This is a genomic window from Metapseudomonas cellulosilytica (genome assembly GCF_049334135.1).
Lineage (GTDB): Bacteria > Pseudomonadota > Gammaproteobacteria > Pseudomonadales > Pseudomonadaceae > Metapseudomonas.
Genome location: NZ_JBHZGN010000011.1, coordinates 96,617 through 118,720, shown reverse-complemented (window position 1 = coordinate 118,720; position 22,104 = coordinate 96,617). Strand labels below are relative to the sequence as shown.

The following is a 22,104-nucleotide window of genomic DNA, read 5'->3' as shown; positions in this document are numbered from 1 at the left end:
TGGCCATTTGCTCAATGCGTTTTTTGCAATTGATCAAATGGTTAAAAGGCGCTGGCTTCAGGGCATCGATGGAACCGCGCGGGAATTGCCGGGGGTGTAATAAAAATCCATTTAAAACAATAAGTTGATGTTTCTTTGAAGAGGTCATGAGGCTCCTGGCACAGCCGTTGCTCAAGCCTTGGCAACCCGCCCATGGAGTTGCCTTGCATGAGCCAGCCACAGTCCTTCGACCAACTGCCGCGCTACGTCCGGGTGCGCAGTGAACCCGACGCCGCCTTCGTCGAGTTCGACTTCGCCATCGGCTATCCGGACCTCTTCGTCGAACTGGTCCTGCCGCAGGCGGCCTTCGCCAGCTTCTGCGAGCAGAACCGGGTCCGGCACATGGATGCGCAGATGGCCGATGCCATCGACGCCGACATGGAGAAGTGGCGCTACGGCGAAAGCCGTGGCCAGGCCGACTGACCCCCGGCCACGCGCGTCGATCCCCTCACAACAACAAGTACAGGACGCCCTGCATGAGTATCGAGATCAAGACGGCGACGGCCGAGCCGATCCGCCAGACCTTCAGCCACACCCGCCGCCGTTTCGGCGACAAGCCAGCCAGCCGCTACCAGGAGGCCAGCTTCGACATCGAGGCCGCCACCAACTTCCACTACCGCCCGCTGTGGCAGCCGGACAAGCTGCTCAACGATGCCACCCGCACCGCCGTGCGCATGGCCGACTGGTACGCCGTCAGCGATCCGCGCCAGTTCTACTACGGCGCCTACGTGCAGACCCGCGCCAGGATGCAGGAGAACGCCGAGCACGATTACGCCTTCTGCGAGAAGCGCAACCTGCTGGCGGGCCTCGACGCCGCCAGCCGCGAGCGGATCGCCCGCCTGCTGCTGCCCCTGCGCCACGCCGAGCTCGGCGCCAACATGAACAACAGCGGCATCGCCGCCGACGGCTTCGGCACCAGCCTGACCCAGCTGCACATGTTCCAGGCCATGGACCGCTTAGGCATCGCCCAGTACCTGTCGCGCATCGGCCTGATGCTCGACGACGGCGGCACCGACCTGCTCGCCGAGGCCAAGCGCCAATGGCTGGAAGACCCGGCCTGGCAGGGCCTGCGCCGCTACGTGGAAGACACCTTGGTGGTGCGCGACTGGTTCGAGCTGACCCTGGCGCAGAACCTGGTCAGTGACGGCCTGCTCTACCCGCTGATGTTCCACAAGTTCGACGACCAGCTCTGCGCCCAGGGCGCCGGCCAGGTGGGGATGCTCACCGAGTTCATGCGCCTGTGGTTCGCCGAGACCCAGCGCTGGGTCGATGCCATGGTCAAGACCGTGGGGACCGAGAGCATTGATAACCGCCAGCTGGTGGAGGGCTGGGTCGCCCACTGGCAGGCCCGCGCCCTGGAGGCCCTGGTACCGCTCGCCGAGATCGGCGCAGGCCAAGATGCCCTCGACACCGTGGCCGGCGAGTTCGCCGCCCGCCTGAAGAAACTCGGCCTTGCAGGAGCCGCGCAATGACCTCTCTCGTCTACATCGCCTTCCAGGACAACGACAACGCCCGCTACATCGTCGACGCCATCACCCAGGACAATCCCCACGCCGAGATCCAGCACCAGCCGGCGATGATCCGCGTCCAGGCCGAAGGCCGGCTGGAAATCAACCGCGCCACGGTGGAGGAAAAGCTCGGCCGTGAATGGGATGTGCAGGAAATGCTGATCGACGTCATCACCCTCGGCGGCAACGTCGAGGAAGACGAAGACCGCTTCGCCCTGCACTGGAACTGAACCCGCCCATAACGACAAGAATCGGGAGAGCCGCCATGGCCGCCAAACGCCTGAACCAGAAAGACAAGTACCGCTGCCTGACCCGCGACCTGGCCTGGGAGCCGAGCTACCAGAGCAAGGACGACATCTACCCCTACGAGCGCTTCGAGGGCATCAAGATCACCGACTGGGACAAGTGGGAGGACCCCTTCCGCCTGACCATGGATGCCTACTGGAAGTACCAGGCCGAGAAGGAGAAGAAGCTCTACGCCATCTTCGACGCCTTCGCCCAGAACAACGGCCATACCAACCTGTCCGACGCGCGCTACGTCAACGCGCTGAAGCTGTTCCTCTGCGGCGTGACCCCGCTGGAGTACCAGGCCTACCAAGGGTTTGCCCGTGTCGGCCGGCACTTCGGCGGCGCCGGGGCGCGGGTCGCCTGCCAGATGCAGGCGATCGACGAGCTGCGCCACGTGCAGACCCAGGTCCACGCCATGAGCCACTACAACAAGCACTTCAACGGCCTGCATGACTTCGCCCACATGCACGACCGGGTGTGGTTCCTCTCGGTGCCCAAGTCCTTCTTCGAGGACGCACGCACCGCCGGCCCCTTCGAGTTCCTCACGGCGATTTCCTTCAGCTTCGAGTACGTGCTGACCAACCTGCTGTTCGTGCCCTTCATGTCCGGTGCCGCCTACAACGGCGACATGGCCACCGTCACCTTCGGCTTCTCGGCGCAGTCCGACGAGGCGCGGCACATGACCCTGGGCCTGGAAGTGATCAAGTTCCTGCTGGAGCAGCACGAGGACAACGTGCCGATCATCCAGCGCTGGATCGACAAGTGGTTCTGGCGCGGCTACCGCCTGCTGACCCTGGTGGGGATGATGATGGACTACATGCTGCCGAATAAGGTCATGTCCTGGGCCGAGGCCTGGGAGGTGTACTACGAACAGGCCGGCGGTGCGCTGTTCAAGGACCTGGAACGCTACGGCATCCGCCCGCCCAAGTACGTCGAGCAGACCACCATCGGCAAAGAGCACATCAGCCACCAGGCCTGGTCGATCTTCTACCAGTACAGCCAGGCCACCAACTTCCACACCTGGATGCCGACCGACGAGGAACTGGATTGGCTCTCGGCCAAGTACCCGGACACCTTCGACCGCATCTACCGCCCGCGCTACGAGCACTGGCGCGAGATGCAGGCCCGTGGCGAGCGCTTCTACAACAACGCGCTGCCGATGCTCTGTCAGGTCTGCCAGATCCCGCTGTCCTTCACCGAGCCGGACGCCGACACGACCCTCAGCCACCGCAGCGTGGTGCACGGCGGCGAGCGCTTCCATTTCTGCTCCGACGGCTGCTGCGACATCTTCCAGTACGAGCCGGAGAAATACGTCCAGGCCTGGCTGCCGGTGCACCAGATCCTTCAGGGCAACTGCGGTGGTGGCGACGTCGAGAGCGTGGTGCGCGACTACTACAACATCGCCTTCGGCCAGGACAACTTCGACTACCAGGACTCGCCCGAGCACCAGCGCTGGCGCCAGTGGCAGGGCGACAAGCCCGCCGATCTCGCCAAGGCCGGTTGATTCCTGCGGCGGGCGTCGCGCCCGCCTTCCACCCCCATTACAAGAAGGACAGCGTCATGCCCGTGACCGCCATCGGCGCCTACTCGGCGCAATCCCTGGACCGCCAGGAAAACTTCAACGGCCTGCAACTGGTGTACCTCTGCTGGGAACGCCACCTGATGTTCTGCGCGCCCTTCACCTTGCCGCTGCCGCCGGACATGCCCTTTGGCGACTTCATCGAGCAGGTGGTGAAACCCTCCATCGCCCCGCACCCGGACGCGGCGAAGGTGGACTTCGCCCAGGTCATCTGGCGCCTCGATGACGCCGACTTCACCCCTGACTGGCAGGCGGGTCTCGCCGCCAACGGCATCGGCCACAAGAGCCTGCTGCACCTGTCCACCCCCGGCCTGGATGGCCTCAACGGCAGCTTCAACTGAGGAGGTCGCCATGAGCTACCAGGTCACTATCGAACCCACCGGCGAGCAGATCGAAGTGGAGGAGGGCCAGACCATCCTCCAGGCCGCCTTGCGCCAGGGCGTCTGGCTGCCCTTCGCCTGCGGCCATGGCACTTGCGCCACCTGCAAGCTGCAGGTGCTGGAAGGGGAGGTGGACGTCGGCGCCGCCTCGCCCTTCGCCCTGATGGACATGGAGCGCGACGAGGGCAAGGTACTGGCCTGCTGCGCCATCCCGCAGAGCGACCTGGTGATCGAGGCCGATATCGACGTCGACCCGGACTTCGCCGGCCATGCGGTGCAGGACTATCGCGCCGAGGTGCTCGCCCTGGAGGACCTCTCGCCCACCATCAAGGGCCTGCGCCTGAAGCTGGACCGGCCCATGGACTTCCAGGCCGGGCAGTACATCAACCTGCAGATTCCCGGCATCGAGGGCACCCGCGCCTTCTCCCTGGCCAACCCGCCGAGCCGCCCGAATGAAGTCGAGCTGCATGTGCGCCTGGTGGAGGGCGGCCAGGCCACCGGGTTCATCCACAACGCGCTGAAGGTGGGCGATGCGCTGGAGCTGTCCGGCCCCTACGGCCAGTTCTTCGTGCGCGCTTCGCAGCCGGGTGACCTGATCTTCATCGCCGGCGGCTCGGGGCTGTCCAGCCCGCAGGCGATGATCCTCGACCTGCTGGAGCAGGGCGATACGCGGCGCATGACTTTGTTCCAGGGCGCGCGCACCCGCGCCGAACTCTACAACCGCGAGCTGTTCGAGCGCCTGGCCGCCGAGTACGAGAACTTCACCTATGTGCCGTCGCTCAGCCAGGCCGCCGAAGACACCGAGTGGAGCGGATTCCGCGGCTACGTGCACGACGCGGCGAAGCAGCATTTCGACGGCCGTTTCGCCGGGCACAAGGCTTACCTCTGCGGCCCGCCACCGATGATCGACGCCGCCATCACCGCCCTGATGCAGGGCCGGCTGTTCGAGCGCGACATCTTCATGGAGCGCTTCCTCACCGCCGCCGATGGCGCCGGCGAGAGCAATCGCTCAGCCCTGTTCAAACGCATCTGACCCGATTTGCCCGCCGCTCCGCGCCCTGCGCGCGGACGGCGGCTCACGCCCATAAAAACAACAAGGTAATGCCGATGAGCGCCAAACTGCGTGTCCTGTCCTGCTGCATCCTCGCCACCCTCGGCCCTGTCGCCCACGCCACCGAAGGCGGCGGCTCCACCTATCCCATGGGCGCCGAGAACTACATGTCCGGCGCCATGCCGCCGCCCGGCCTCTACGGCCAGGTGTTCTCCACCCACTACGAGGCCGACACCCTGCGCGGCAACGATGGCGACAGCCTGCCGGTGGATTTTCGCGTGCGCGCCAACGTCGTCGCACCCCGCCTGATCTGGGTCACCGAACAACAGGTGTTCGGCGGCAACCTGGCCTTCGCCGCCCTGGTGCCCTTCGTCGACCTGAAGGTGGAAGTGAACGGCCAGTCCCAGCACAAGAAGGGCCTGGGCGACATCATCTTCGGCCCGGCCCTGGGCTTTCACCACAGCGACAAGCTGCACAGCATCCTCGCCCTGGATTTCATCGCGCCCACCGGGGAGTACGACCGGGGTGACCTGGCCAATATCGGGCGCAACTACTGGACGGTGGAACCGGTGCTGGCCATCTCCCACGTCGACCCCGCCGGCCTCAATGCCAGCGTCAAGCTGATGTACGACTTCAACCTGGAAAACTCCGCCACCGACTACCGCTCCGGCCAGGAATTCCACTTCGACTACGCCGTGGGCTGGGGCCTGGGCAATGGCTGGGTGCTGGGCGTAGGCGGCTACTTCTACCGCCAGACCACCGACGACCGCCAGCACGGCGAGACCATCGACGACAACAAGGGCCGCGCCTTCTCCATCGGCCCGTCGATCATGTACAGCAACAAGGATGGCTGGTTCCTCACCGCCAAATGGGAACAGGAAACCGGCGTGCGCAATCGAGCGGAAGGGGATGCCTACTGGCTGAAACTGACGGTGCCGTTCTAGGCCGAACGCCATAAGGCAGGACTGCGTCCTGCTTGGCGAATGAATTCGCCCCCACAGGGTGCGTGCCCCGGGGCAGGATCGTGCCGGCGCGAGTCACCCCTCTCCCTCCGGGAGAGGGGCCGGGGGAGAGGGAGGTTGTGCCCCGTGCGGTCTCATTTGTACCCGGCGTACGTGAGGCAACGACGTAGGATGGGTGGAGCTTGCGATACCCATCAGCCCTGTCCGCATGGGTATCGCTCCGCTCCACCCATCCTACGAACTACCTGGCGTACGTGAGGCAGGCCTGCTTCGCAAATGAATTCGCCCCCACAGGGTGCGTGCCCGGGGCAGGGCCGTGCCGGCGCGAGTCACCCCTCTCCCTCCGGGAGAGGGGGCGGGGGAGAGGGAGGTTGTGCCCCGTGCGGTCTCATTGGTACCCGGCGTACGTGAGGCAGGCCTGCGGCCTGCTTCGCGAATGAATTCGCCCCCACAGGGTGCGTGCCCGGGGCAGGGCCGTGCCGGCGCGAGTCACCCCTCTCCCTCTGGGAGAGGGGCCGGGGGTGAGGGTGGTTGTGCCCCGCGCGGTCTTCGACTACCCCCGCCGAAACACCAAGGCCTTCAACCCCGCATCCGGATCGATATCGGCGAATTCCGGCGGATTCTCCAGCCGCTCCACGTAGCGCAGCTCCGGCGCTTCGGCGGTCATCCCCTGGATCAGGAAATCCGGCCCAATCCCTGGATCATTCACACAGGCCAGCACCACCCCATGTTCGCTCAGCAGCTCCGGCATGCGACGGAGGATCTTCTGGTAATCGCGGGTCAGGGCGAAGCTGCCTTTCTGGAACGACGGCGGATCGATGATCACCAGGTCATAGGGCCCGCCCTTCTTCACCTTGCCCCAGGACTTGAACAGTTCATGGCCGAGGAAACCCACGCGGCTGAGGTCATGGCCGTTGAGGCGGTGGTTGTCGCGCCCCCGGGAAAGGGCCGAGCTGGCCATGTCCAGGTTCACCACATGCTCGGCGCCGCCTTCGATGGCTGCCACCGAGAAGCCGCAGGTGTAGGCGAACAGATTGAGCACCCGCTTGCCTTGCGAGTTGGCACGGACCCAGTCGCGGCCGTAGCGCATATCGAGGAACAGGCCGTTGTTCTGCTTCTTGCCCAGGTCCAGCTTGAAACGCAGCCCGCCCTCGGTGACCACGCATTCGTCCACCGCTTCGCCCCAGAGCAGATCCATGGTGCTGTCCAGCAGATAGCGATGCTGCAGCAGCAGGCTCCGCGCGTCGCTGCGCTGCCACACGGGCGACTCCACCAAACGGGCGAGCATCGCCTTCAGCCCAGCGAGCTCGTCTTCGCCCGGCTCGCGAAACAGCGACACCAGCACCACTCCTTGCAGCCAGTCGGTCGTGACCTGCTCCAGCCCCGGCCAGCGCCGCCCACGGCCATGGAAGATGCGGCGGGTTTCATCCGGCAGGTTTTCCAGGGCGGCGGTCAGTTGCTGTTCCAGGGTGGCGATGGCATCGATATTCATGGCGGGTCGTTCGCGAGAAGCGGGGCGGCATTCTAACCCGAGCAATCGGTCGGGATACCGGAACACGGCGTTCGGCTGTTGGCCGGTATGTGCGCAAACGCAAGGGATGATGGATGTCTCATCCGTCCCCTCCAGTCAACGAATTATTCACAAGTGCCTGACGGTACTTTCACGGCCTCTCTCCTAGGCTGGCCCCCGTCTCTCGATATCCCGGAGCGGGCCGATTGCCTTGCGCCAGTCTACCTGGCCAGTCACGCAGGCCTTCAACGGCTCAATGCAGTGGCGACAGCGATCCATCTACCGACATCAAAAGCGGCGACGCTCTCGCAGAGGAGTTCCCGCAATAGTCGGGAGCGTACACAGGTGATTGGCGAGCCTCAGTAGCGCCGCACGACAAGGAGAATTCCATCCATGCAAACGGAAACGGAACTGGAGCGCTGGTTCTGGGGAGTGGTACTCATCACACTGCTGCTGCTCCTGTGCCTCTGGGGCAATGGCGACATTCAATTTCTCAGCGTCAACGAAGCCAGGCGTGCCGTTACCGTCCGCGAGATGTACGAGGCGGGTGACTGGATGATCCCGTACATGAACGGGGATCTGTACCTGGCAAAGCCGCCGCTCTTCTATTGGCTGGCCTTGCTGCCGGTAGAGCTTTCAGGAGGCGTATCCGAGTGGGCGATGCGCCTGCCCTCGGCGCTCTTTGCCCTGGCGGTACTTTGCGGCGTTTACCTGGCGGGCACCCGGATCGGTGGCCGGCGGCTTGGCATCTTCGCGTGCCTGTTCCTGGCCGCCAATGCGGGCTTCGGTATCTTCGCGCGCCGCGCCGAGATCGAAATGACCCTGACCGGTTTCTGCTTTCTCGCGTTGCTGGCGGCCTGGTTCTACCTGTTTCATGACGGACGGCGTCGCTGGATATTGCTCAGCTATGCGCTGCTGGGTTGCAGTCTGCTGACCAAGGGGCCGGTCAGTCTGCTGCTGGTGACAGCGCCGGTGCTGGCGTTCGCCATGCTCCAGCGTTCTGCGCGGGCAAAGGTCTTTCTCTGCGACGGTCTGGGTTGGCTGATCGCCCTGTCCATCGGTGCCTTCTGGTATTGCGCGGTGACCCTGCAGCAAGGTGTGGGCATCTGGGCATCCATCTTCCAGCAGGACATCGTCAACAAGGTCGGCGGCAGCAACGGGGAGCCCTGGTACGCCTATCTCGGCTTCCTGGCGGGGGATTTCTTCCCGTTCTGGCTGATCCTCTTCGTGCGTCCACGGCAACTGTGGGGGAGCATTCGCGAAAACAGCCAACTGACGCTGATGGCTTGTGCCGTGCTCATCCCGCTGGTGATCTTTTCGGCCTTCAATGACAAGCACGCCAAGTACCTGCTGCCGATCTACCCGGCGCTTGCATTGCTGCTGGCCTGGCACTGGGTGGCTGTGCTCGATGCCTGGCAGGGTTGGCGGCGTCGCGTGCTGGCCTGGTTGCCGCTGTTCATGCTGAGTGGGTTCGTCGCCTTCTTCACGATTCTTGAACCCAAGGTATTTGCCTACCGGGTCCAGGCGCTGTCAGAAATCAGCCAGGCGGTCCGGGAGCATCCGGCGCAAAACCTCTACAGCCTCGGTGAACCGGATATGCGCGTGGTGTATTACGCGGGGCGCCCGGTCAAGCCGGTAACGGTAGAGACCGTTCAATCGGCGGCCGCGACTGGGACGCAGCTCTTTGTCGCAGGGACGATTCCCGCACCGTTGGCCGCGCTGAAACCCTGCGTCACCGACCACTTCAAACCCTTCCTGAAGCATGGCAAGGAAGCCTGGCTGATTGGACTCGGCGACAAGTGCGATCCTGAGTGAATGCCAATGGCGAGGTCCGGCCGGGTTGCCGGACCATCCTTGTCAGCCTTCGCATTTTTGTAACGTCTTCATAACGTTTTTTTCAGGTCGCACCGCCCATCATCGAAGCACCTGCCTGTCTAATGGTGTCGAGAAACATGGTGCAGAGATCGGTGGTGAAAAGCCTGGTGCGGTGTGGGTTCGCTCGGCGTGCTTTGTCGCTGCAAGCGTGGGCTGCGGCATGATCAGGCTGAGTGTGCACTCCCTCTGGGACGGCTGCCGGAGCCTGTTATCGCTTGCGCTGCTGAAGAAGCGTGAGCTGTTCCTGTTAGTGGTTTCCATCTACACCACCGCAGTGGCCGCGCAGGGGTTTCTGTACGAGCGAAAGATCCCGGACCTGGCTCGGGCGGACCAGGACAAGCGTGGGGAACTGCTCAGGCACTGGCAACAGGGCGACCTGGTCGTACTGGTCCGTCACGTTGAGCGGTGTGACCATTCCGAGGCGCCTTGCCTGGATGTCGAAGATGGCATCACCAGCCGGGCTGTTGCGGTCGCTGCCGAGCTTGGCGGGGATTTCAAGGCGCTAGGGTTGGAGTTGACGGATGTCTACACCAGTCCGGTGACCAGGGCGATGCAGACCTCGGCCTACATGTTCAATTCGAAGGTGCCGCAGCAGGACTGGCTGTCGAACTGCAAAGAGGCGTTCCACGACGAGATCGTTCGGCACAAAAAACCCCACCGAAACCTGGTTCTGGTGACGCACAGCGAGTGCATGAACAATCTGCAAGACAGCTTGGCACTCCCTGCTTATCGAACGCCTCACTACGGGGAGTCTCTTTTCCTGACGCTTGCAGACTCAACTACCAACCTCAAGGTGATGGGCTCTCTGAGAGCCCCTGACTGGACGGCGTTCTCGTCCATTCCCGAGCCGGTTCGCCTGCCTTGAATGGCTAGCAAGGTTCAAGGCGGGTTCTGCGGGCGGGTTCTTAACCACTGGGCTTTTCGGCCCGGACAGTAACCCGAGCGCTTCGTCGGTACTTCGATATCTAGCGGCTGTCTCTCGCTCGCAGATGGGCCGCCTCGTACAGCACGCGGGCATCGGCAAGCAGTACGCCGAGCGCGGCGGCCAGTCGCGTGGCCTGGTGCTGGACGAAGTCCCGGCTGTCGCTGAACTCCACGATGTGCAACAGACTGAGCGCCGCAGCCATGCGCTGGTCGGCGGTATCGAACAGATCGCCGGCCGGCGCATCCGCGTTGAAGAAGAGCACGTCCTTGCAGGGTTGGGGAAGCGGGCGGAAGTCGGTCATGGTGCTGGTCCGGATAGTTCCATGGTCTATACCCGGCTCGCGCAGGTCAGCCAGAGTGCCAGAAGAATTTCTGGGTCCAGCTTGCCGCATTTCTTTCGGGGAATTGCTAAGAGTTCCTTAGGCAATAAAGAAGCCGGCTTGTGGGCCGCTGCGCTGAACTGCTCCAGTAGCAACCTGACGTTCGCTCCCTGCGCCTTTGGCTCATCTACTCTCAGTCTTCTATAAGCCCCCTCACAGAAGAGGATTCCTCCCATGACAAGCCGGTTTCCTCGGCCAATGCTTACCTGCCTGATTTTGCTGGGTGCGTTGATGGGAGCGCCGGCGGCACTGGCACATGCTCACCTGGTGAATGAGATTCCAGCGGCCAATAGCAGCGTCAGCGCACCAACAGAATTGCGCCTGACCTTCAGCGAGGGCGTCGAGGCAGCGTTTACCAAGGTCAGCATCCGGGCTGCCGATGGAACCGTAATCATGATCAGCGCGATCGCCGCTGACCCGAATGACCACAAGGTGCTGATCGTCACGTTGACTCAGCCGCTGCCAGTCGGTGAGTACGAAGTCGAATGGCGCGCGGTGTCGGTCGACACGCACCAAAGCAATGGCCACTACCGCTTCAAGGTCATTCCGTAGGGCCTATGGATGACGTCCTGGTGCTGTGCCGGTTCGTGCATTACTCGGCTGCCCTGGCATTATTCGGCAGCACACTGTTTCGGACCTTGTTGGGCCGTCTTGAGCCACAGACGCTGACAGCGCTGGATCGGCGGCTGTTGCTGGGCCAGCGGTTGGTGGCCGGCCTGGCGATCGTCAGTGCATTGGCCTGGCTGTTGCTGGTCGCAGCCAGCATGGGGGGCGCGAGCGTGAGCGAACTGACGCCCTCGATCCTGCTGGCCGTACTGGGTAAAACCTTCTTCGGCAAGGTTTGGTGCTGGCATCTGGTGAGCTGTTTCGGACTTCTGCTGGTGCTCGTTCGTTCCTGGCGCGGTGAGCACCTGCTACGGCCAGTGCTGGCCGGCCTGCTGCTCGCAAGCCTGGCACCGGTCGGCCATGGGGCGATGCTCGACGGCTGGGCCGGGCGCGGGTTGGTGCTGAACCAGGTCATCCATCTGCTGTGCGCCGGAGCCTGGTTTGGCGGCCTGCTGTTGCTTGCCGGGCTGCTCTACCAGTCCCCGGAGGGCACACACATGGCGGCGCTGCGGCGTTTCAGCGGTGTCGGCTATGGGCTGGTGGCCGGTGTCACGCTCAGTGGCCTGTTGAATGTCTGGGGATTGGTGGGCACCTGGCCCACGCCCTATGCGTCGACCTTCGGCCTGGTGCTGACGATCAAGCTTGCCCTGGTCGGCGTCATGCTTGCCCTGGCCCTCGTCAATCGCCTTGCACTGGCATTCCGGCAGCGCTACCTGTTGGCGTTGCGACGCAGCGTGATGCTGGAGTGGTGTTTCGGGTTGGCCGCTGTGGCCGCGGTTTCCTTGCTGGGCACGCTTTCCCCCGTCCCCGGCTGAGGCGATGCTCTGCCCACGCTTCTCACGCTGAAAACCCGGTGCTAGAGTCGCCGCCCATGAAAATCGCCCGCCAAGACCGCTCGCTGATTGCCTGGATGCTCTATGCCTGCGTCCTGCTCAATCTGTTCGCCTGCGGCCTCCATCACGGGCAGGCGATGGGTCTGCAACTGAGCGGTCTTGGTGGACAGTTCTGCGCCATCGGATCTGACGGCGGCCCAGCACTGGACGGCGACCTGGGTGGCGTCATGCCCGGTGGCTGGTCCGGCACCTTCAGTTGCCCCTTGTGCGCGTCCATCACCCTCAGCATTGCCGTTCTCTTCGGCCTGGCCTGGCTACTCCGGCCCGGCCAGTCGCCGCGATTCGTTCGCGAGGTTCGCGCCAAGGCGCCGCCTCGGCATAACTGGCCCCCCGCCAACCCCCGCGCTCCCTGATGGCGTTCCCTGGCTACCGCGCCCATTCGCGCGGTGCCTGCCTGTGCCTGCCTGATAGCCAGGCACACACCCATAACAACGCCAACTGAAGACCTTAGGAGTGCGCCATGCGCAAATATCCCATGCTGAGCCTGCTCGCCCTGAGCGTGAGCCTGGCCAATTTCGCCCATGCCGGGCAGGTGGAGCTCGACAAGACCCTGGTGACGGACGAATACCGCAGCGACCCCTCCGCCCCGACCCTTGCCGAGAAGAAGGCCGACTTCGCCCATATCCCCGGTGGCGCCGGCGTGGTGGACGCCGAAACCTACAAGACCGGCCGCAGCAGCACCCTGCAGGACGCCCTGGGCCTGGCCACCGGAGTGTTCATCCAGCCGCGCTTCGGCGCCGAGGAGGCGCGCCTGTCGATCCGTGGCTCCGGCCTGCAACGCACCTTCCACGGCCGCGGCCTGCTGCTGATGCAGGACGGCGCGCCGGTCAACCTGGCCGATGGCAGCTTCGACTTCCAGACCATCGAGCCCCTGGCGACCGACCATGTCGAAGTGCTGCGCGGCGCCAACGCCTGGCGCTATGGCGCGGCCAATCTGGGCGGGGCGATCAACTTCGTCAGCCCCACCGGCAAGACCGCGCCGCCGGTGACCCTGCGCGCCGAGGGCGGCAGCTTCGACTACCAGCGCCTGTACGGCGTCTTCGCCCAGGACTTCGGTGACTGGGACGGCTTCGTCAGCTTGAACCAGTACACCCAGGATGGTTTCCGCGATCACTCGAAGCAGGACAACCAGCGCTATTTCGCCAACCTCGGCGGGCGCATCAACGAGCGGCTGGCCACGCGTTTCTACCTGACCCACGTGGAAAGCGACTCCGACCTGCCCGGCAGCCTGACCAAGGCGCAGATGCGGCAAAACCCCGAGCAGGCCTCGCAAAGCAGCATCACCGGTGACCAGCAACGTGATTTCGACCTGAATCGCCTGGGCAATATCACCGCCCTCGACCTGGGCGGTGGGCATAGCCTGGAGTTGTCCAGCTACTACAGCGAGAAGTCGCTGTTCCACCCGATTTTCCAGGTGCTGGATGTCGACAGCGAAGACTACGGCCTGCGCCTCGCGCACAAGTGGGAGAACGCCCAGGGTTGGCGCTGGGCCGGCGGGGTCGAGGCCAGCCAGGGCCGCAACTGGGATTCGCGCTATGTGAACGTGGGCGGGGAGAAGGGCCGCAAGGTCAACGAACTGCACCAGACCGCGCGTAACCTCAATGCCTTCGGCGAGCTGGAGATCCCCCTGGCCGAGCGCTGGGCGCTGATCGGCGGCCTGGCCTGGCTGCACCAGGAGCGCGAGGTGGACGACCGCCTGCGTTGCAACGCCTTCGTCACCGGTTTCTGCCTGGCCCAGGACGAATCCTTCAACAAGACCTACGTCGGCCGTATAGCCCGCATCGGCTTGCGCCATGACCTGAGCGAGGAGCTGCAACTGTTCACCAACCTCAGCCAGAGCTTCGAGCCGCCGACCTTCAGCGAACTCACCGGCGGCCAGGTGGTGACCGCCAACGACGCGCAGAAGGCCAACACCCTGGAAGCCGGCCTGCGCTGGCAGCGGGATGACATTGACCTGGACCTGGCCGTTTACCGCAGCGAGATCCGCGACGAACTCCTGGCCCTGAACGATGCCAATGGCCAGCCGCTGGGCACGGTCAATGCCGACCGCACCATCCACCAGGGCATCGAACTGGGCGGCGCCTGGACCCTCGACCAGTTCGTGCTGCGCGGGCAGTACCTGTTCAACGACTTCCGCTTCGACAACGATGACCGCTACGGCGACAACCGCCTGGCCGGGCTGCCGCGCCAGTTCGTCAAGGGCGAGGCGCTGTGGCAGCGCGAAGGTTGGTACGCCGGCCCGACCTTCGAGTGGGTGCCGACCCACTACAACGTCGACCAGGCGGAAACGCTCTTCGCCGACGGCTACGCCATCTGGGGGCTGAAGGGCGGCTACCGGCCGAGCGAGGGCTTTGGCTTCTTCGTCGAGGGACGAAACCTTTCCGACAAGACCTACGTCGCCACTACCGGGGTGATTGCCGACGCCCGTGGCCGTGACAGTGCTCAGTTCCTGCCGGGCGATGGCCGCAGCCTCTATGTCGGGCTGGAGTGGCGGATGTGACGGCCGCGCTGGGAAGCATCGCCTCCCAGCACCAGACCTCGCGCCAGCGCGTGCCGTGGCTCATGCCGTGGCACCGCCGGTTGTGGCTGTTGGCCTTGGAGAAACTGTGCTTGCTTGCGTCCAGGCGGTTGTCATGAGCCGCCTCGCGGACCGCCGCAGGAGACTTTCTGCCTCCCTGCAAGTCCAGCAAATACAAACCTTTCAGGCATTAAAAAGCCGGCTTGTGGCCGGCTGCTTGTCTAATTAACTATATGTATTTAAGGATATATTTTTTTTACGCCTGTTCTGTCCCCCCATGCATCCCCCCACACTTTCTTTGTGTAACCGCATTTTCCCATGCTTTCGGGGAGAGGAAGGACCTGGCGTTGGGGCATAGTGCTGGTGCCACAAACAATAGGAAGTGGTGCAAATCAGACTGTCGCCTGACCCGCAGCGAGGGGTGCCCTGCGCAATGTCGTCGCGTACTTCGATCGGCTTGGTCATCGTCGCCAGGCCTTCGCGGCCTGCGGCCTTGACCAGGAGGCGCTGCCTCCTGGACCACCGTTCTCGCCGAAGGGCAGGGGTGCAGGGGGAAAAGCTCCCCTGCACCCGCCCGGTAGGTTGGCGCGCTACGTGGGCGTCAATGGTGCGCTACGCCGGGTGCTCACCCGTTCGGTGCTCGCCTGCGGCTGCGCTCCGCGCGGTACCGGTTTTGTGCGAGCTACCGGTGCCAAGCTGACAGGCTACCCAGTCACCTTGGCACCGGTAGCCGGCAAGGCCGAAGGCCGCGCCCAGTGCCGCAGCGCCCTTTCCAGGGCACGAAGGCCACCCTTGGGCCGTCACTGCCCGCCGCAGTGACGGCCCAGTGCACCCCAGCAACAAACGGGGGAAAACGCCATTCCGATTACCTGCGGCAGACATGATGATGGCCGCGGATACTGAGCGGGCAGTTGCCACTGACCACCGGGCTTTGTACGGCGGTCTCCCCCACGGCGCGGGTTCCTGCAAGCGTCGGCCCGCAAGGGCGGAACCACCCCAGGCGTGTCCGGTTCCCTAGCGCGCCAGTCCCTCCGGGGATGGAGCCCTGCTCATCCGTTGTTCGTCATCCCTTCTGCGCCCACGGCGCAGTGTCCTTCGCGGTCGTCCCTGACGCGCCTCGCGCCAGATTGCCACTGCTTTCATTCCATCCACTCATCAACAGGAGGGTTTGCCCACGCTCACCATGCTGTTCGCGCAATGTCTCCGTCTGACCTTCCAGCAGGAGGGAGGACGGACGCCTCATTCGAGGCCTCGGTGTCTCCTGAACATCGCGCCCTTGCCCTCACGGGATCTCGCCTAGCGAGTTGGCATGAACACTAACCATGGCATTTCAGGAACAACACGCACGACCCACGCTCGCGGAGGCTAAACGATGGATGACCTGACATACGACTTGCAGCAACTCTGCCGTCGCAACCGCGACGGCAGCCATGCGACCCAGGACGACCGCAAGCGCTCGCTGAAGTTAGCCGCCCAACAACTGCGCGAAGCCGGCTTTCGGCAGATGAGGGCCACGTCGTTCAAGGGCAAACACGTGGAGGCGTTATTGGCTCGCTGGCAAAGGGAGGGTCTTGCGGTGGGAACCATCAAGAACCGCCTCGCGCACCTGCGCTGGTGGGCGGAGAAGATCGACAAGGCGGGCCTGTTACCCAAGGACAACACCCAACTGGGCATCGCTGACCGCCGCTATGTGACCAACATCAACAAGGCGGTGGAACTGGGGCCTGAGTTGAGTCGGATCACCGATCCGCATGTGCGCATGAGTCTTCAACTGCAGGCGGCATTTGGGCTGCGGCGAGAAGAGGCGATCAAGTTCCGGCCCGGCTATGCCGACCGGGGCGATCATATTGTGCTCAAGGGCTCCTGGACCAAGGGTGGACGAGAGCGCAGTATCCCGATCACCACACCGGAACAACGCATCGTGCTCCAGGCAGCCCACCAGCTAGCGGGCGCGGGGTCCTTGATTCCGGCACACAAGAACTACGTCCAGCAGCGCAATGTTTACGACGGCCAGTGCAAGTCGGCAGGCATTAGTCACATGCATGGGCTGCGTCATCAGTACGCCCAGGCTCGATACAGGACGTTGACCGGCTGGCAGGCCCCTGCGGCAGGAGGCCCATCCGGCAATGCGCTGACGCCGGCGGAGCGGGTGCAGGACACCGAGGCTCGGCAAGTCATCAGCCGGGAACTGGGGCATGAACGGACGCAGGTTACCGCTGTTTATCTTGGGCGGTAAGGGCGCTCACAGCTTGGCTGCTGGCAGAGAATAGCCGACAGCTGCCTGTGACGATGGGTAAAGATCGGCCGATAGCAGACTATGACACGCTGCTAATGACTCCATAATGTGCACTAGAGTCATGCCACTTTTCCTCCTCGCTCCATGTCGTGGTTCTGCCGCAGCGCTCAAACTTTCGCTGCTTACCCAGCAGTTCCGGGACAGACCACCCCACGACGCCCACTTCCGTCCGGCTGTCGACCAGTTGAAGCTGTTAGTCGTAGTCAACTGCCTCGACTAGGCGGATGCTCGTGGGAGGCGCACCTGTTTCCAATGGCGCGCGGCGCCTATCAATCACCGGTCAAGTCGTGGAAGGACCTCGCGGGTCAGGCTGCCGGCGTGACGCAGGTCGCCCCGCTGCGGCGGCGGTCCCTGGGACGCGAGCTAATGGAGCTTACGCAATGTCGGTAATCGAACCACTGCTGCTAAGCACGGTGCGTATCTGTACCTATGCTGGACCACGCCTGCTGACCAATGCCAGTGGCTTCTTTTTCGCGCGGGGCGAGCGCCTGTTCCTGGTGACCAGCCGGCATGTGGTGCTGGATGCGCCGAGCCGGCATTTCCCTGATCGGCTCGAAATCGAGCTGCACACCGATCGGCACAATATGGCGCGTTCCTGCGGCTTCTCCGTGCCGCTGTATCGTGACGGGAAGAGCCTGTGGCGCCAAGGGCGGGATACGGCAGGTGGTGTCGATGTCGCATTGATCGAGCTGGAACGTGCGGCATTGCCGAGTGCGGTGGTTTACCACGCTTTCACCCCGGAGCACCTGCAGGCTCCCAGCGACTTGATCGAGGTCGGCACTGCCCTGTTGGTGGTGGGATTTCCCTTAGGTTTCCACGACCACCTGCATCACATGCCGGTGGTAAGGCATGCCATTGTCGCCTCGTCGTTCGGCTTGCGCTTCCAGGGGCAGGGCTATTTTCTCACCGATGCGCGCACTCACCGCGGCACAAGCGGCGCGCCGGTGGTGATGCGGGCGCCGGATGATTGCAGCAACCTGGGCGATCTGCCCTGGATCTTGCTCGGTATTCACTCGGCGCGCCTCGATCTGGGCAACCGCGACCTGGTGCAAGACGAAGCGCTGGGACTCAATTGCACCTGGTACGCCGACATCCTCATGACCCTGAGTGCGAACTGAGGAAGGTAGTCGATGTCGTCGGTGGTCTCATAATCTGGTATTCGCGGTTCGTCGGGGGCGCAAGGAGGAACTGCTCAGCCACGCATCTTGCGGTAGCAGTCCGTCACCGCGTCATAGCATTCGCAGGCCGTCGCCTCGAGTCCAGTTGAACGAGGATGGTGATCTCTCCACGGCTGTCGTGGATGAGGTGTTCTGCTGCAACGCCGCAGCGGCCATGGTCATGCCGCTTCGACGCACACCGAGCCGGTCGGCGAGATCCGCTTGGGGGAGATGGAAGTGAACGGACTGCATGCGGTCGTGGGTCATCAGCAGCCAGTGCGAGCCGTGGCCGGATCTCGTGAATACGGTTGCAGGGTGCCGTTTACGGCAGTTGTGCCATCAGTACATAGAGGTAGCGATGCAGGTGTGGACACTCGCGCAGTTCGTGCCAAAGGTGAGAGGAGGTGATTGTATTACAGGCGCCTTGCCCACCGGCGTAGGTCGGTGCCTTGTGAATGCCTAGCGCGAGGGGCCCCAGCATGCCTTCACCGCCGATCAGCGCGATTTTCAGGGGCGGTGGCCAGTGCCTGGATGTTGAAACTGGCGAACAGGTTCCCTTCAGTGTGATGCCGTACAGACCGGTCGTTCAGACCGGATGCAACCTGTAGGCAGTTAGGTCATTGCCGCAGTGCTGAAGGAGGCCCCAGATGTTCGAAACCCTCGTGATCGTATTGTTGGCTTTGTGGGCAGTGGGAGTGGTCACGTCCTATTACATGGGCGGGCTCATCCATGTCCTCCTGTTCCTGGCAATTGCACTGGTCTTTCTCCGTTACAGGCAGGGGCGGCGTGTGTGAGGCGCAGGAGCCCGTGCCAAGAAAGGCCCTCTTCGCGAGGGCACATTTCGTTCACGCCCAACCGGTGCTGCCATAAAAACGACTGACCTCCCTTTGCCAGCGCTGGTCGGCCATGTCAGGCCAATGGTTCTTGTCGAACCCAGGCGCCTCCTTCAGTCGACTCCTTTCAACATCGAGCATGAAACGCCCGAGCTTGGTATCCAGCGTCAACGCACGCCAGGGTACGACAAAGAGTTTTTCACCAAGGCTGAAGAACGTCGTACAGAACAGCACCGCATAGATGACCCGGCCGCTGCGCAGATCCAGCATGATTTCTTTGATTACCCCGAGGTCATCGCCGTCGAGGTTATAGACATCTTTACCGATGAGTCTGTCCGTGGCCATGAGTTCAGGTGCTCTTCGAGTCGCCGGCCCGACTTCATGGCCTTCGTTTTTGGCATCGTTTCCAGGACGGGTCATGGCCACCTCCAGTCGCAATGGGGTAAGCGTTCCCCTTTCTCTGGTGTGCCTCGGTACGGGGGGCGATGGCAGTTCTCGAGTGGGGAACACGCGTGAAGCCAGGTCAAGGCTCCTGCTTGTTGTCTTCCTTCAGGTCTCCAATTCCCGCCTGGATGTCTCCAGCGGCCTGTTGTGCCTTACCTTCTTTCTCCAGTCGTTGGCTACCGAAAAGCTTGTCCGCAGCATGTTTGAGCTGACAGGCCCACTGATCGACCTTTCCCTTGAATTGATCTTTGTTCATGTGCGCGCTCCCTGGGCATCGAGAGACGCGATGCCCTTCAAATGCCCGGCTCGCCTTCGATTGTGGACACCGGAGCTATGACTGTGTTGGCCATCGGACGGTCTGTCTGTGCGTCAGCGCACAGAGATGGTTCGAGCAGTCAATGTCCTGCGTCCTACCTTCCGAGAGTGCTCCGTTCGGTAGCGTACAGAGACATTCCGTGAATGAGTTCAATCTGGCCGACTGCGGATTGCTGTGCTCATCGCAGTTGAGCACTGGCGAGCGGGTCAGCCCTACCAGCAGTCCTCGAACTCTTGCTGCTCACCAGGCGGTGGGGCATCGGGGAAGGCCAATGCGGCAACAGCTGGCAAATGGATTGGGCGTCTTCGGGGAGGTTTGAGCATTCCCGCTCATCCAGGGGCAGCACACGCCGGCATTCCCACCACGGGCGCCCTGCTCGGGCGCAAGAGGGACACATGAATATCACTTCAATTCTTTTATCGGATGCTTTCCCAGGTTACGCGGTGTCGTTGACGTCACGCCCCGACAACAGGGTGCTGATGACGCTAATGCGATTGGAAGCATGCGCCATTAGCAAGGTCATCGATGCCCAGGCGCTGTTCAACCCGGCGATGGCGGCCAAGGTGATCTGGCAGGTCGAGCGCGACCTGAAACTGAAGGAAGGTGGCCTGAAATGGCACACGCCGGATGATCATTGGATCAGCCGTGAACTACCCACCTACCACGAAAATCCCCTGTGGCAGCGTGCCATCAAGACCCGGACGGGACGACGCCACAGCAGGCTCATCTGATGGTTGGGCTGCCGTCCAGGGCGAAGTCATTCAATTTCCTGATAGTCGCGGCGACCACAGGCGGCAGGTGCATATACGGCGCGATGAATTGCCATCACCTGGCTCAGGTGCACGGAGCAGTATTCCTCGGCAGGTAAGCGCGATAGCGCACCGACGCGGAGTCTTGCTGGCTGCGACAGTGCAGGCCCTACGACTGACTTTTTGCGGTCAACATGAGTAGGTGACCGAATCCAGCGGACCAGTCGTACTGGGTTCCCAGTTCGTTTGAATCCCTTTCCTGAATGGTGAAACCAGATGCATGCACAATTCCGCAAGCTGGCCCTCGCAGCCGGCGTTGCCATGGCGCTGGGAGCAATGAACAATGTGACCGCCGCGGAGTCGCAGAGCTACACCGACACTCGCCAGGAAACCCAGATCTGGACGACTTATGCATTGAGTCCAGAACTGCGGGCCAACGATCTCAAGGTGTTGGTAAGAAACGGAAAGGCCACCCTGAGCGCCATGGTCGCGGATGAGGTCCACAAGGAACTGGCTACAGACATTGCGCTGGCTGTCAGCGGAGTCGACTCGGTGGACAACCAGATAGTGGTTACGTCCGACTACGTCCCGCCGGAGCCGAGGCCGGGTATGGACCGGAGCTATGGGGTCATGGTCGACGATGCCGCGATCACCGCCGCGATCAGGTCGAAGCTGTTGTGGAGCAAACAGGCCGATGGCATGACCACGAGCGTCAAAACCCGCTCGGGCAGGGTGACGCTGACCGGCAATGCCGATAGCCAGGCGGACAAGGATATTGCCGGTCGCCTGGCCTCGAACACTGACGGTGTGATGGTGGTGGACAATCAGCTTGTGGTCGACGCCCTGAAGCCGACGCCTGTCGAGGGCGCCAAGGGTGCCGTGGAGCAGGCGCGGGATGATGTCGCCGATAGCTGGATCACGACCAAGGTGAAGTCCACTTTAATGTACTCGAGCAACGTCAGCGGTTCCGCTATCTCAGTGAGCACCAACGGCGGCATCGTTACCCTGAGTGGTCTCGTCGCCAGTGGTGTCGAGCGTGACTTGGCAATCGAACTGGCGCAGAACGTGCGTGGTGTGAAGAGCGTCCGCTCAAGCGAACTTCGCTATTGATACGACGGCCCTACGCCGGGCACGTCGTTGAATCCGAACCTAAAAAAAGCCCGCACGGGCGGGCTGTGGAAGCGTGGCCTCGGCAGCTATGGGTCAGCCATAAGGTCCACAATGGCCTCGCTGATGAAATCGGCGTTGGCCTCTAAGGTTGCCAGGCGACGGCAGATCAGCTCTGAGGTGTCCGGAGAGCCGCATTGGTCGATCCAGATCGTCAATTCGGCAAGCGCGGCACCCAACATGATCTAATTCATGTGGATGCGACGGATAAGCAGCGGGAGAGCGACAGGATCGGTCATGGTGCCCCCGCTGCGGCAGCCGTGGTGGGCGCTGTCGTCGATCAGCACTCCGGCGAACTGAACACCGGCGTATCGCGAGCGTCGAAGCCCAGGATCTTGCTCAGCGCACCTTCAGCCGCGGTGACCGCGTCCGAGAGGCGAGCAAAGGTGATGCCGTCATAGACCAGGTGAAAGTGCAGTTCTGTATCTTGGCTGCGCGGTTTGACCGCGACGAATGCCAGAGCGTGGTCACCATTCATCTGTGCTTGGCTCCATGCGACGTGCCCGGGGAAGTCTCGTTTCATGATGTCCTCGGCCTGAGCGTGACGATGGTTAGAATTCGACTATCTACCCTTTGACTCGCAATTGCTTGCCTTTATTGGTAAACCGGACCAAGGGTTACCGCTAGCC

Annotated in this window: 23 protein-coding genes; 18 read left to right on the top strand and 5 right to left on the bottom strand. The window is 63.0% G+C overall.

Going from position 1 to position 22,104, the window contains the following annotated elements; genetic code table 11:
• Window positions 1-207 precede the first annotated feature (207 nt).
• The 7 genes from ACFW0H_RS15770 (at window position 208) to ACFW0H_RS15740 (ending at window position 5,789) form a co-directional block, all read left to right on the top strand.
• Window positions 208-462, top strand: a complete 255-nt coding sequence (locus ACFW0H_RS15770; protein ID WP_422914831.1) for a phenol hydroxylase subunit — start codon at window positions 208-210, stop codon at window positions 460-462.
• 53 nt (window positions 463-515) lie between these two features.
• Complete coding sequence (locus tag ACFW0H_RS15765) at window positions 516-1,511, top strand: aromatic/alkene monooxygenase hydroxylase subunit beta (protein ID WP_422914830.1); 996 nt, start codon at window positions 516-518, stop codon at window positions 1,509-1,511.
• Complete coding sequence (locus ACFW0H_RS15760; RefSeq protein WP_422914829.1) at window positions 1,508-1,777, top strand: MmoB/DmpM family protein; 270 nt, start codon at window positions 1,508-1,510, stop codon at window positions 1,775-1,777. Before ACFW0H_RS15765 ends, ACFW0H_RS15760 begins: the two co-directional genes overlap by 4 nt.
• A gap of 35 nt (window positions 1,778-1,812) precedes the next feature.
• Window positions 1,813-3,339 (top strand): aromatic/alkene/methane monooxygenase hydroxylase/oxygenase subunit alpha, encoded by a 1,527-nt coding sequence (locus tag ACFW0H_RS15755; protein WP_422914828.1) that lies wholly within the window; start codon window positions 1,813-1,815, stop codon window positions 3,337-3,339.
• Window positions 3,340-3,395: 56 nt separating this feature from the next.
• Window positions 3,396-3,755: a phenol hydroxylase subunit P4 gene (locus tag ACFW0H_RS15750; RefSeq protein ID WP_422914827.1), complete on the top strand. Its 360-nt coding sequence runs from the start codon at window positions 3,396-3,398 to the stop codon at window positions 3,753-3,755.
• Between the two features lie 10 nt (window positions 3,756-3,765).
• Window positions 3,766-4,827, top strand: a complete 1,062-nt coding sequence (locus ACFW0H_RS15745; RefSeq protein ID WP_422914826.1) for an NADH:ubiquinone reductase (Na(+)-transporting) subunit F — start codon at window positions 3,766-3,768, stop codon at window positions 4,825-4,827.
• Window positions 4,828-4,901: 74 nt separating this feature from the next.
• Window positions 4,902-5,789: a SphA family protein gene (locus ACFW0H_RS15740; RefSeq protein WP_422914825.1), complete on the top strand. Its 888-nt coding sequence runs from the start codon at window positions 4,902-4,904 to the stop codon at window positions 5,787-5,789.
• 571 nt (window positions 5,790-6,360) lie between these two features.
• Here the strand turns inward: ACFW0H_RS15740 and ACFW0H_RS15735 are convergent.
• Window positions 6,361-7,299, bottom strand: coding sequence for a class I SAM-dependent methyltransferase (locus ACFW0H_RS15735; protein ID WP_422914824.1), 939 nt, complete (start codon window positions 7,297-7,299; stop codon window positions 6,361-6,363).
• Window positions 7,300-7,872: 573 nt separating this feature from the next.
• Here ACFW0H_RS15735 and ACFW0H_RS15730 point away from each other — a divergent pair.
• Window positions 7,873-9,132, top strand: coding sequence for an ArnT family glycosyltransferase (locus tag ACFW0H_RS15730; RefSeq protein ID WP_422914823.1), 1,260 nt, complete (start codon window positions 7,873-7,875; stop codon window positions 9,130-9,132).
• Window positions 9,101-10,057 carry a lipopolysaccharide core heptose(II)-phosphate phosphatase PmrG gene (gene pmrG, locus ACFW0H_RS15725; RefSeq protein ID WP_422914822.1) on the top strand — a complete coding sequence of 319 codons (957 nt, stop codon included), beginning with the start codon at window positions 9,101-9,103 and terminating at the stop codon, window positions 10,055-10,057. The genes ACFW0H_RS15730 and pmrG overlap by 32 nt, the downstream gene beginning before the upstream one ends.
• Before the next feature lie 100 nt (window positions 10,058-10,157).
• On the opposite strand, the gene ACFW0H_RS15720 is transcribed toward pmrG, so the two are convergent.
• Window positions 10,158-10,418, bottom strand: coding sequence for a hypothetical protein (locus tag ACFW0H_RS15720; RefSeq protein ID WP_422914821.1), 261 nt, complete (start codon window positions 10,416-10,418; stop codon window positions 10,158-10,160).
• Between the two features lie 252 nt (window positions 10,419-10,670).
• Between ACFW0H_RS15720 and copC the strand changes: the two genes are divergently transcribed.
• The 7 genes from copC (at window position 10,671) to ACFW0H_RS15685 (ending at window position 18,760) form a co-directional block, all read left to right on the top strand.
• Window positions 10,671-11,048, top strand: a complete 378-nt coding sequence (gene copC, locus ACFW0H_RS15715) for a copper homeostasis periplasmic binding protein CopC (RefSeq protein WP_422914820.1) — start codon at window positions 10,671-10,673, stop codon at window positions 11,046-11,048.
• A 5-nt stretch (window positions 11,049-11,053) separates the two neighbouring features.
• Complete coding sequence (gene copD, locus ACFW0H_RS15710) at window positions 11,054-11,917, top strand: copper homeostasis membrane protein CopD (RefSeq protein ID WP_422914819.1); 864 nt, start codon at window positions 11,054-11,056, stop codon at window positions 11,915-11,917.
• 56 nt (window positions 11,918-11,973) lie between these two features.
• Window positions 11,974-12,348 (top strand): DUF2946 domain-containing protein, encoded by a 375-nt coding sequence (locus ACFW0H_RS15705; RefSeq protein WP_422914818.1) that lies wholly within the window; start codon window positions 11,974-11,976, stop codon window positions 12,346-12,348.
• A gap of 107 nt (window positions 12,349-12,455) precedes the next feature.
• A complete protein-coding gene (locus ACFW0H_RS15700) occupies window positions 12,456-14,495 on the top strand; it encodes a TonB-dependent receptor family protein (RefSeq protein ID WP_422914817.1) in 2,040 nt (679 codons plus the stop codon).
• Window positions 14,496-15,885: 1,390 nt separating this feature from the next.
• On the top strand, window positions 15,886-16,749 hold the full coding sequence (locus ACFW0H_RS15695; protein ID WP_422914816.1) for an integrase domain-containing protein: 864 nt from the start codon (window positions 15,886-15,888) through the stop codon (window positions 16,747-16,749).
• Window positions 16,750-17,189: 440 nt separating this feature from the next.
• Window positions 17,190-17,927 carry a S1 family peptidase gene (locus tag ACFW0H_RS15690; protein ID WP_422914815.1) on the top strand — a complete coding sequence of 246 codons (738 nt, stop codon included), beginning with the start codon at window positions 17,190-17,192 and terminating at the stop codon, window positions 17,925-17,927.
• Between the two features lie 686 nt (window positions 17,928-18,613).
• Window positions 18,614-18,760, top strand: a complete 147-nt coding sequence (locus tag ACFW0H_RS15685) for a lmo0937 family membrane protein (RefSeq protein ID WP_422914814.1) — start codon at window positions 18,614-18,616, stop codon at window positions 18,758-18,760.
• A gap of 51 nt (window positions 18,761-18,811) precedes the next feature.
• Here ACFW0H_RS15685 and ACFW0H_RS15680 read toward each other — a convergent pair whose 3' ends face one another.
• Entirely contained in the window at window positions 18,812-19,219 is a 408-nt protein-coding gene (locus ACFW0H_RS15680) for a PRC-barrel domain-containing protein (RefSeq protein WP_422914813.1), read from the bottom strand.
• Window positions 19,220-19,322: 103 nt separating this feature from the next.
• On the bottom strand, window positions 19,323-19,499 hold the full coding sequence (locus ACFW0H_RS15675; protein WP_422914812.1) for a CsbD family protein: 177 nt from the start codon (window positions 19,497-19,499) through the stop codon (window positions 19,323-19,325).
• Between the two features lie 455 nt (window positions 19,500-19,954).
• Here ACFW0H_RS15675 and ACFW0H_RS15670 point away from each other — a divergent pair, with 455 nt between their 5' ends.
• Together ACFW0H_RS15670 and ACFW0H_RS15665 are read left to right on the top strand one after the other, a co-directional pair.
• Window positions 19,955-20,290 (top strand): DUF3509 domain-containing protein, encoded by a 336-nt coding sequence (locus ACFW0H_RS15670; RefSeq protein WP_422914811.1) that lies wholly within the window; start codon window positions 19,955-19,957, stop codon window positions 20,288-20,290.
• A gap of 294 nt (window positions 20,291-20,584) precedes the next feature.
• Window positions 20,585-21,418 carry a BON domain-containing protein gene (locus tag ACFW0H_RS15665; protein ID WP_422914810.1) on the top strand — a complete coding sequence of 278 codons (834 nt, stop codon included), beginning with the start codon at window positions 20,585-20,587 and terminating at the stop codon, window positions 21,416-21,418.
• A gap of 337 nt (window positions 21,419-21,755) precedes the next feature.
• Here the strand turns inward: ACFW0H_RS15665 and ACFW0H_RS15660 are convergent, their stop codons facing one another.
• Window positions 21,756-21,998 carry a hypothetical protein gene (locus tag ACFW0H_RS15660; protein WP_422914809.1) on the bottom strand — a complete coding sequence of 81 codons (243 nt, stop codon included), beginning with the start codon at window positions 21,996-21,998 and terminating at the stop codon, window positions 21,756-21,758.
• Between the last annotated feature and the right edge of the window lie 106 nt (window positions 21,999-22,104).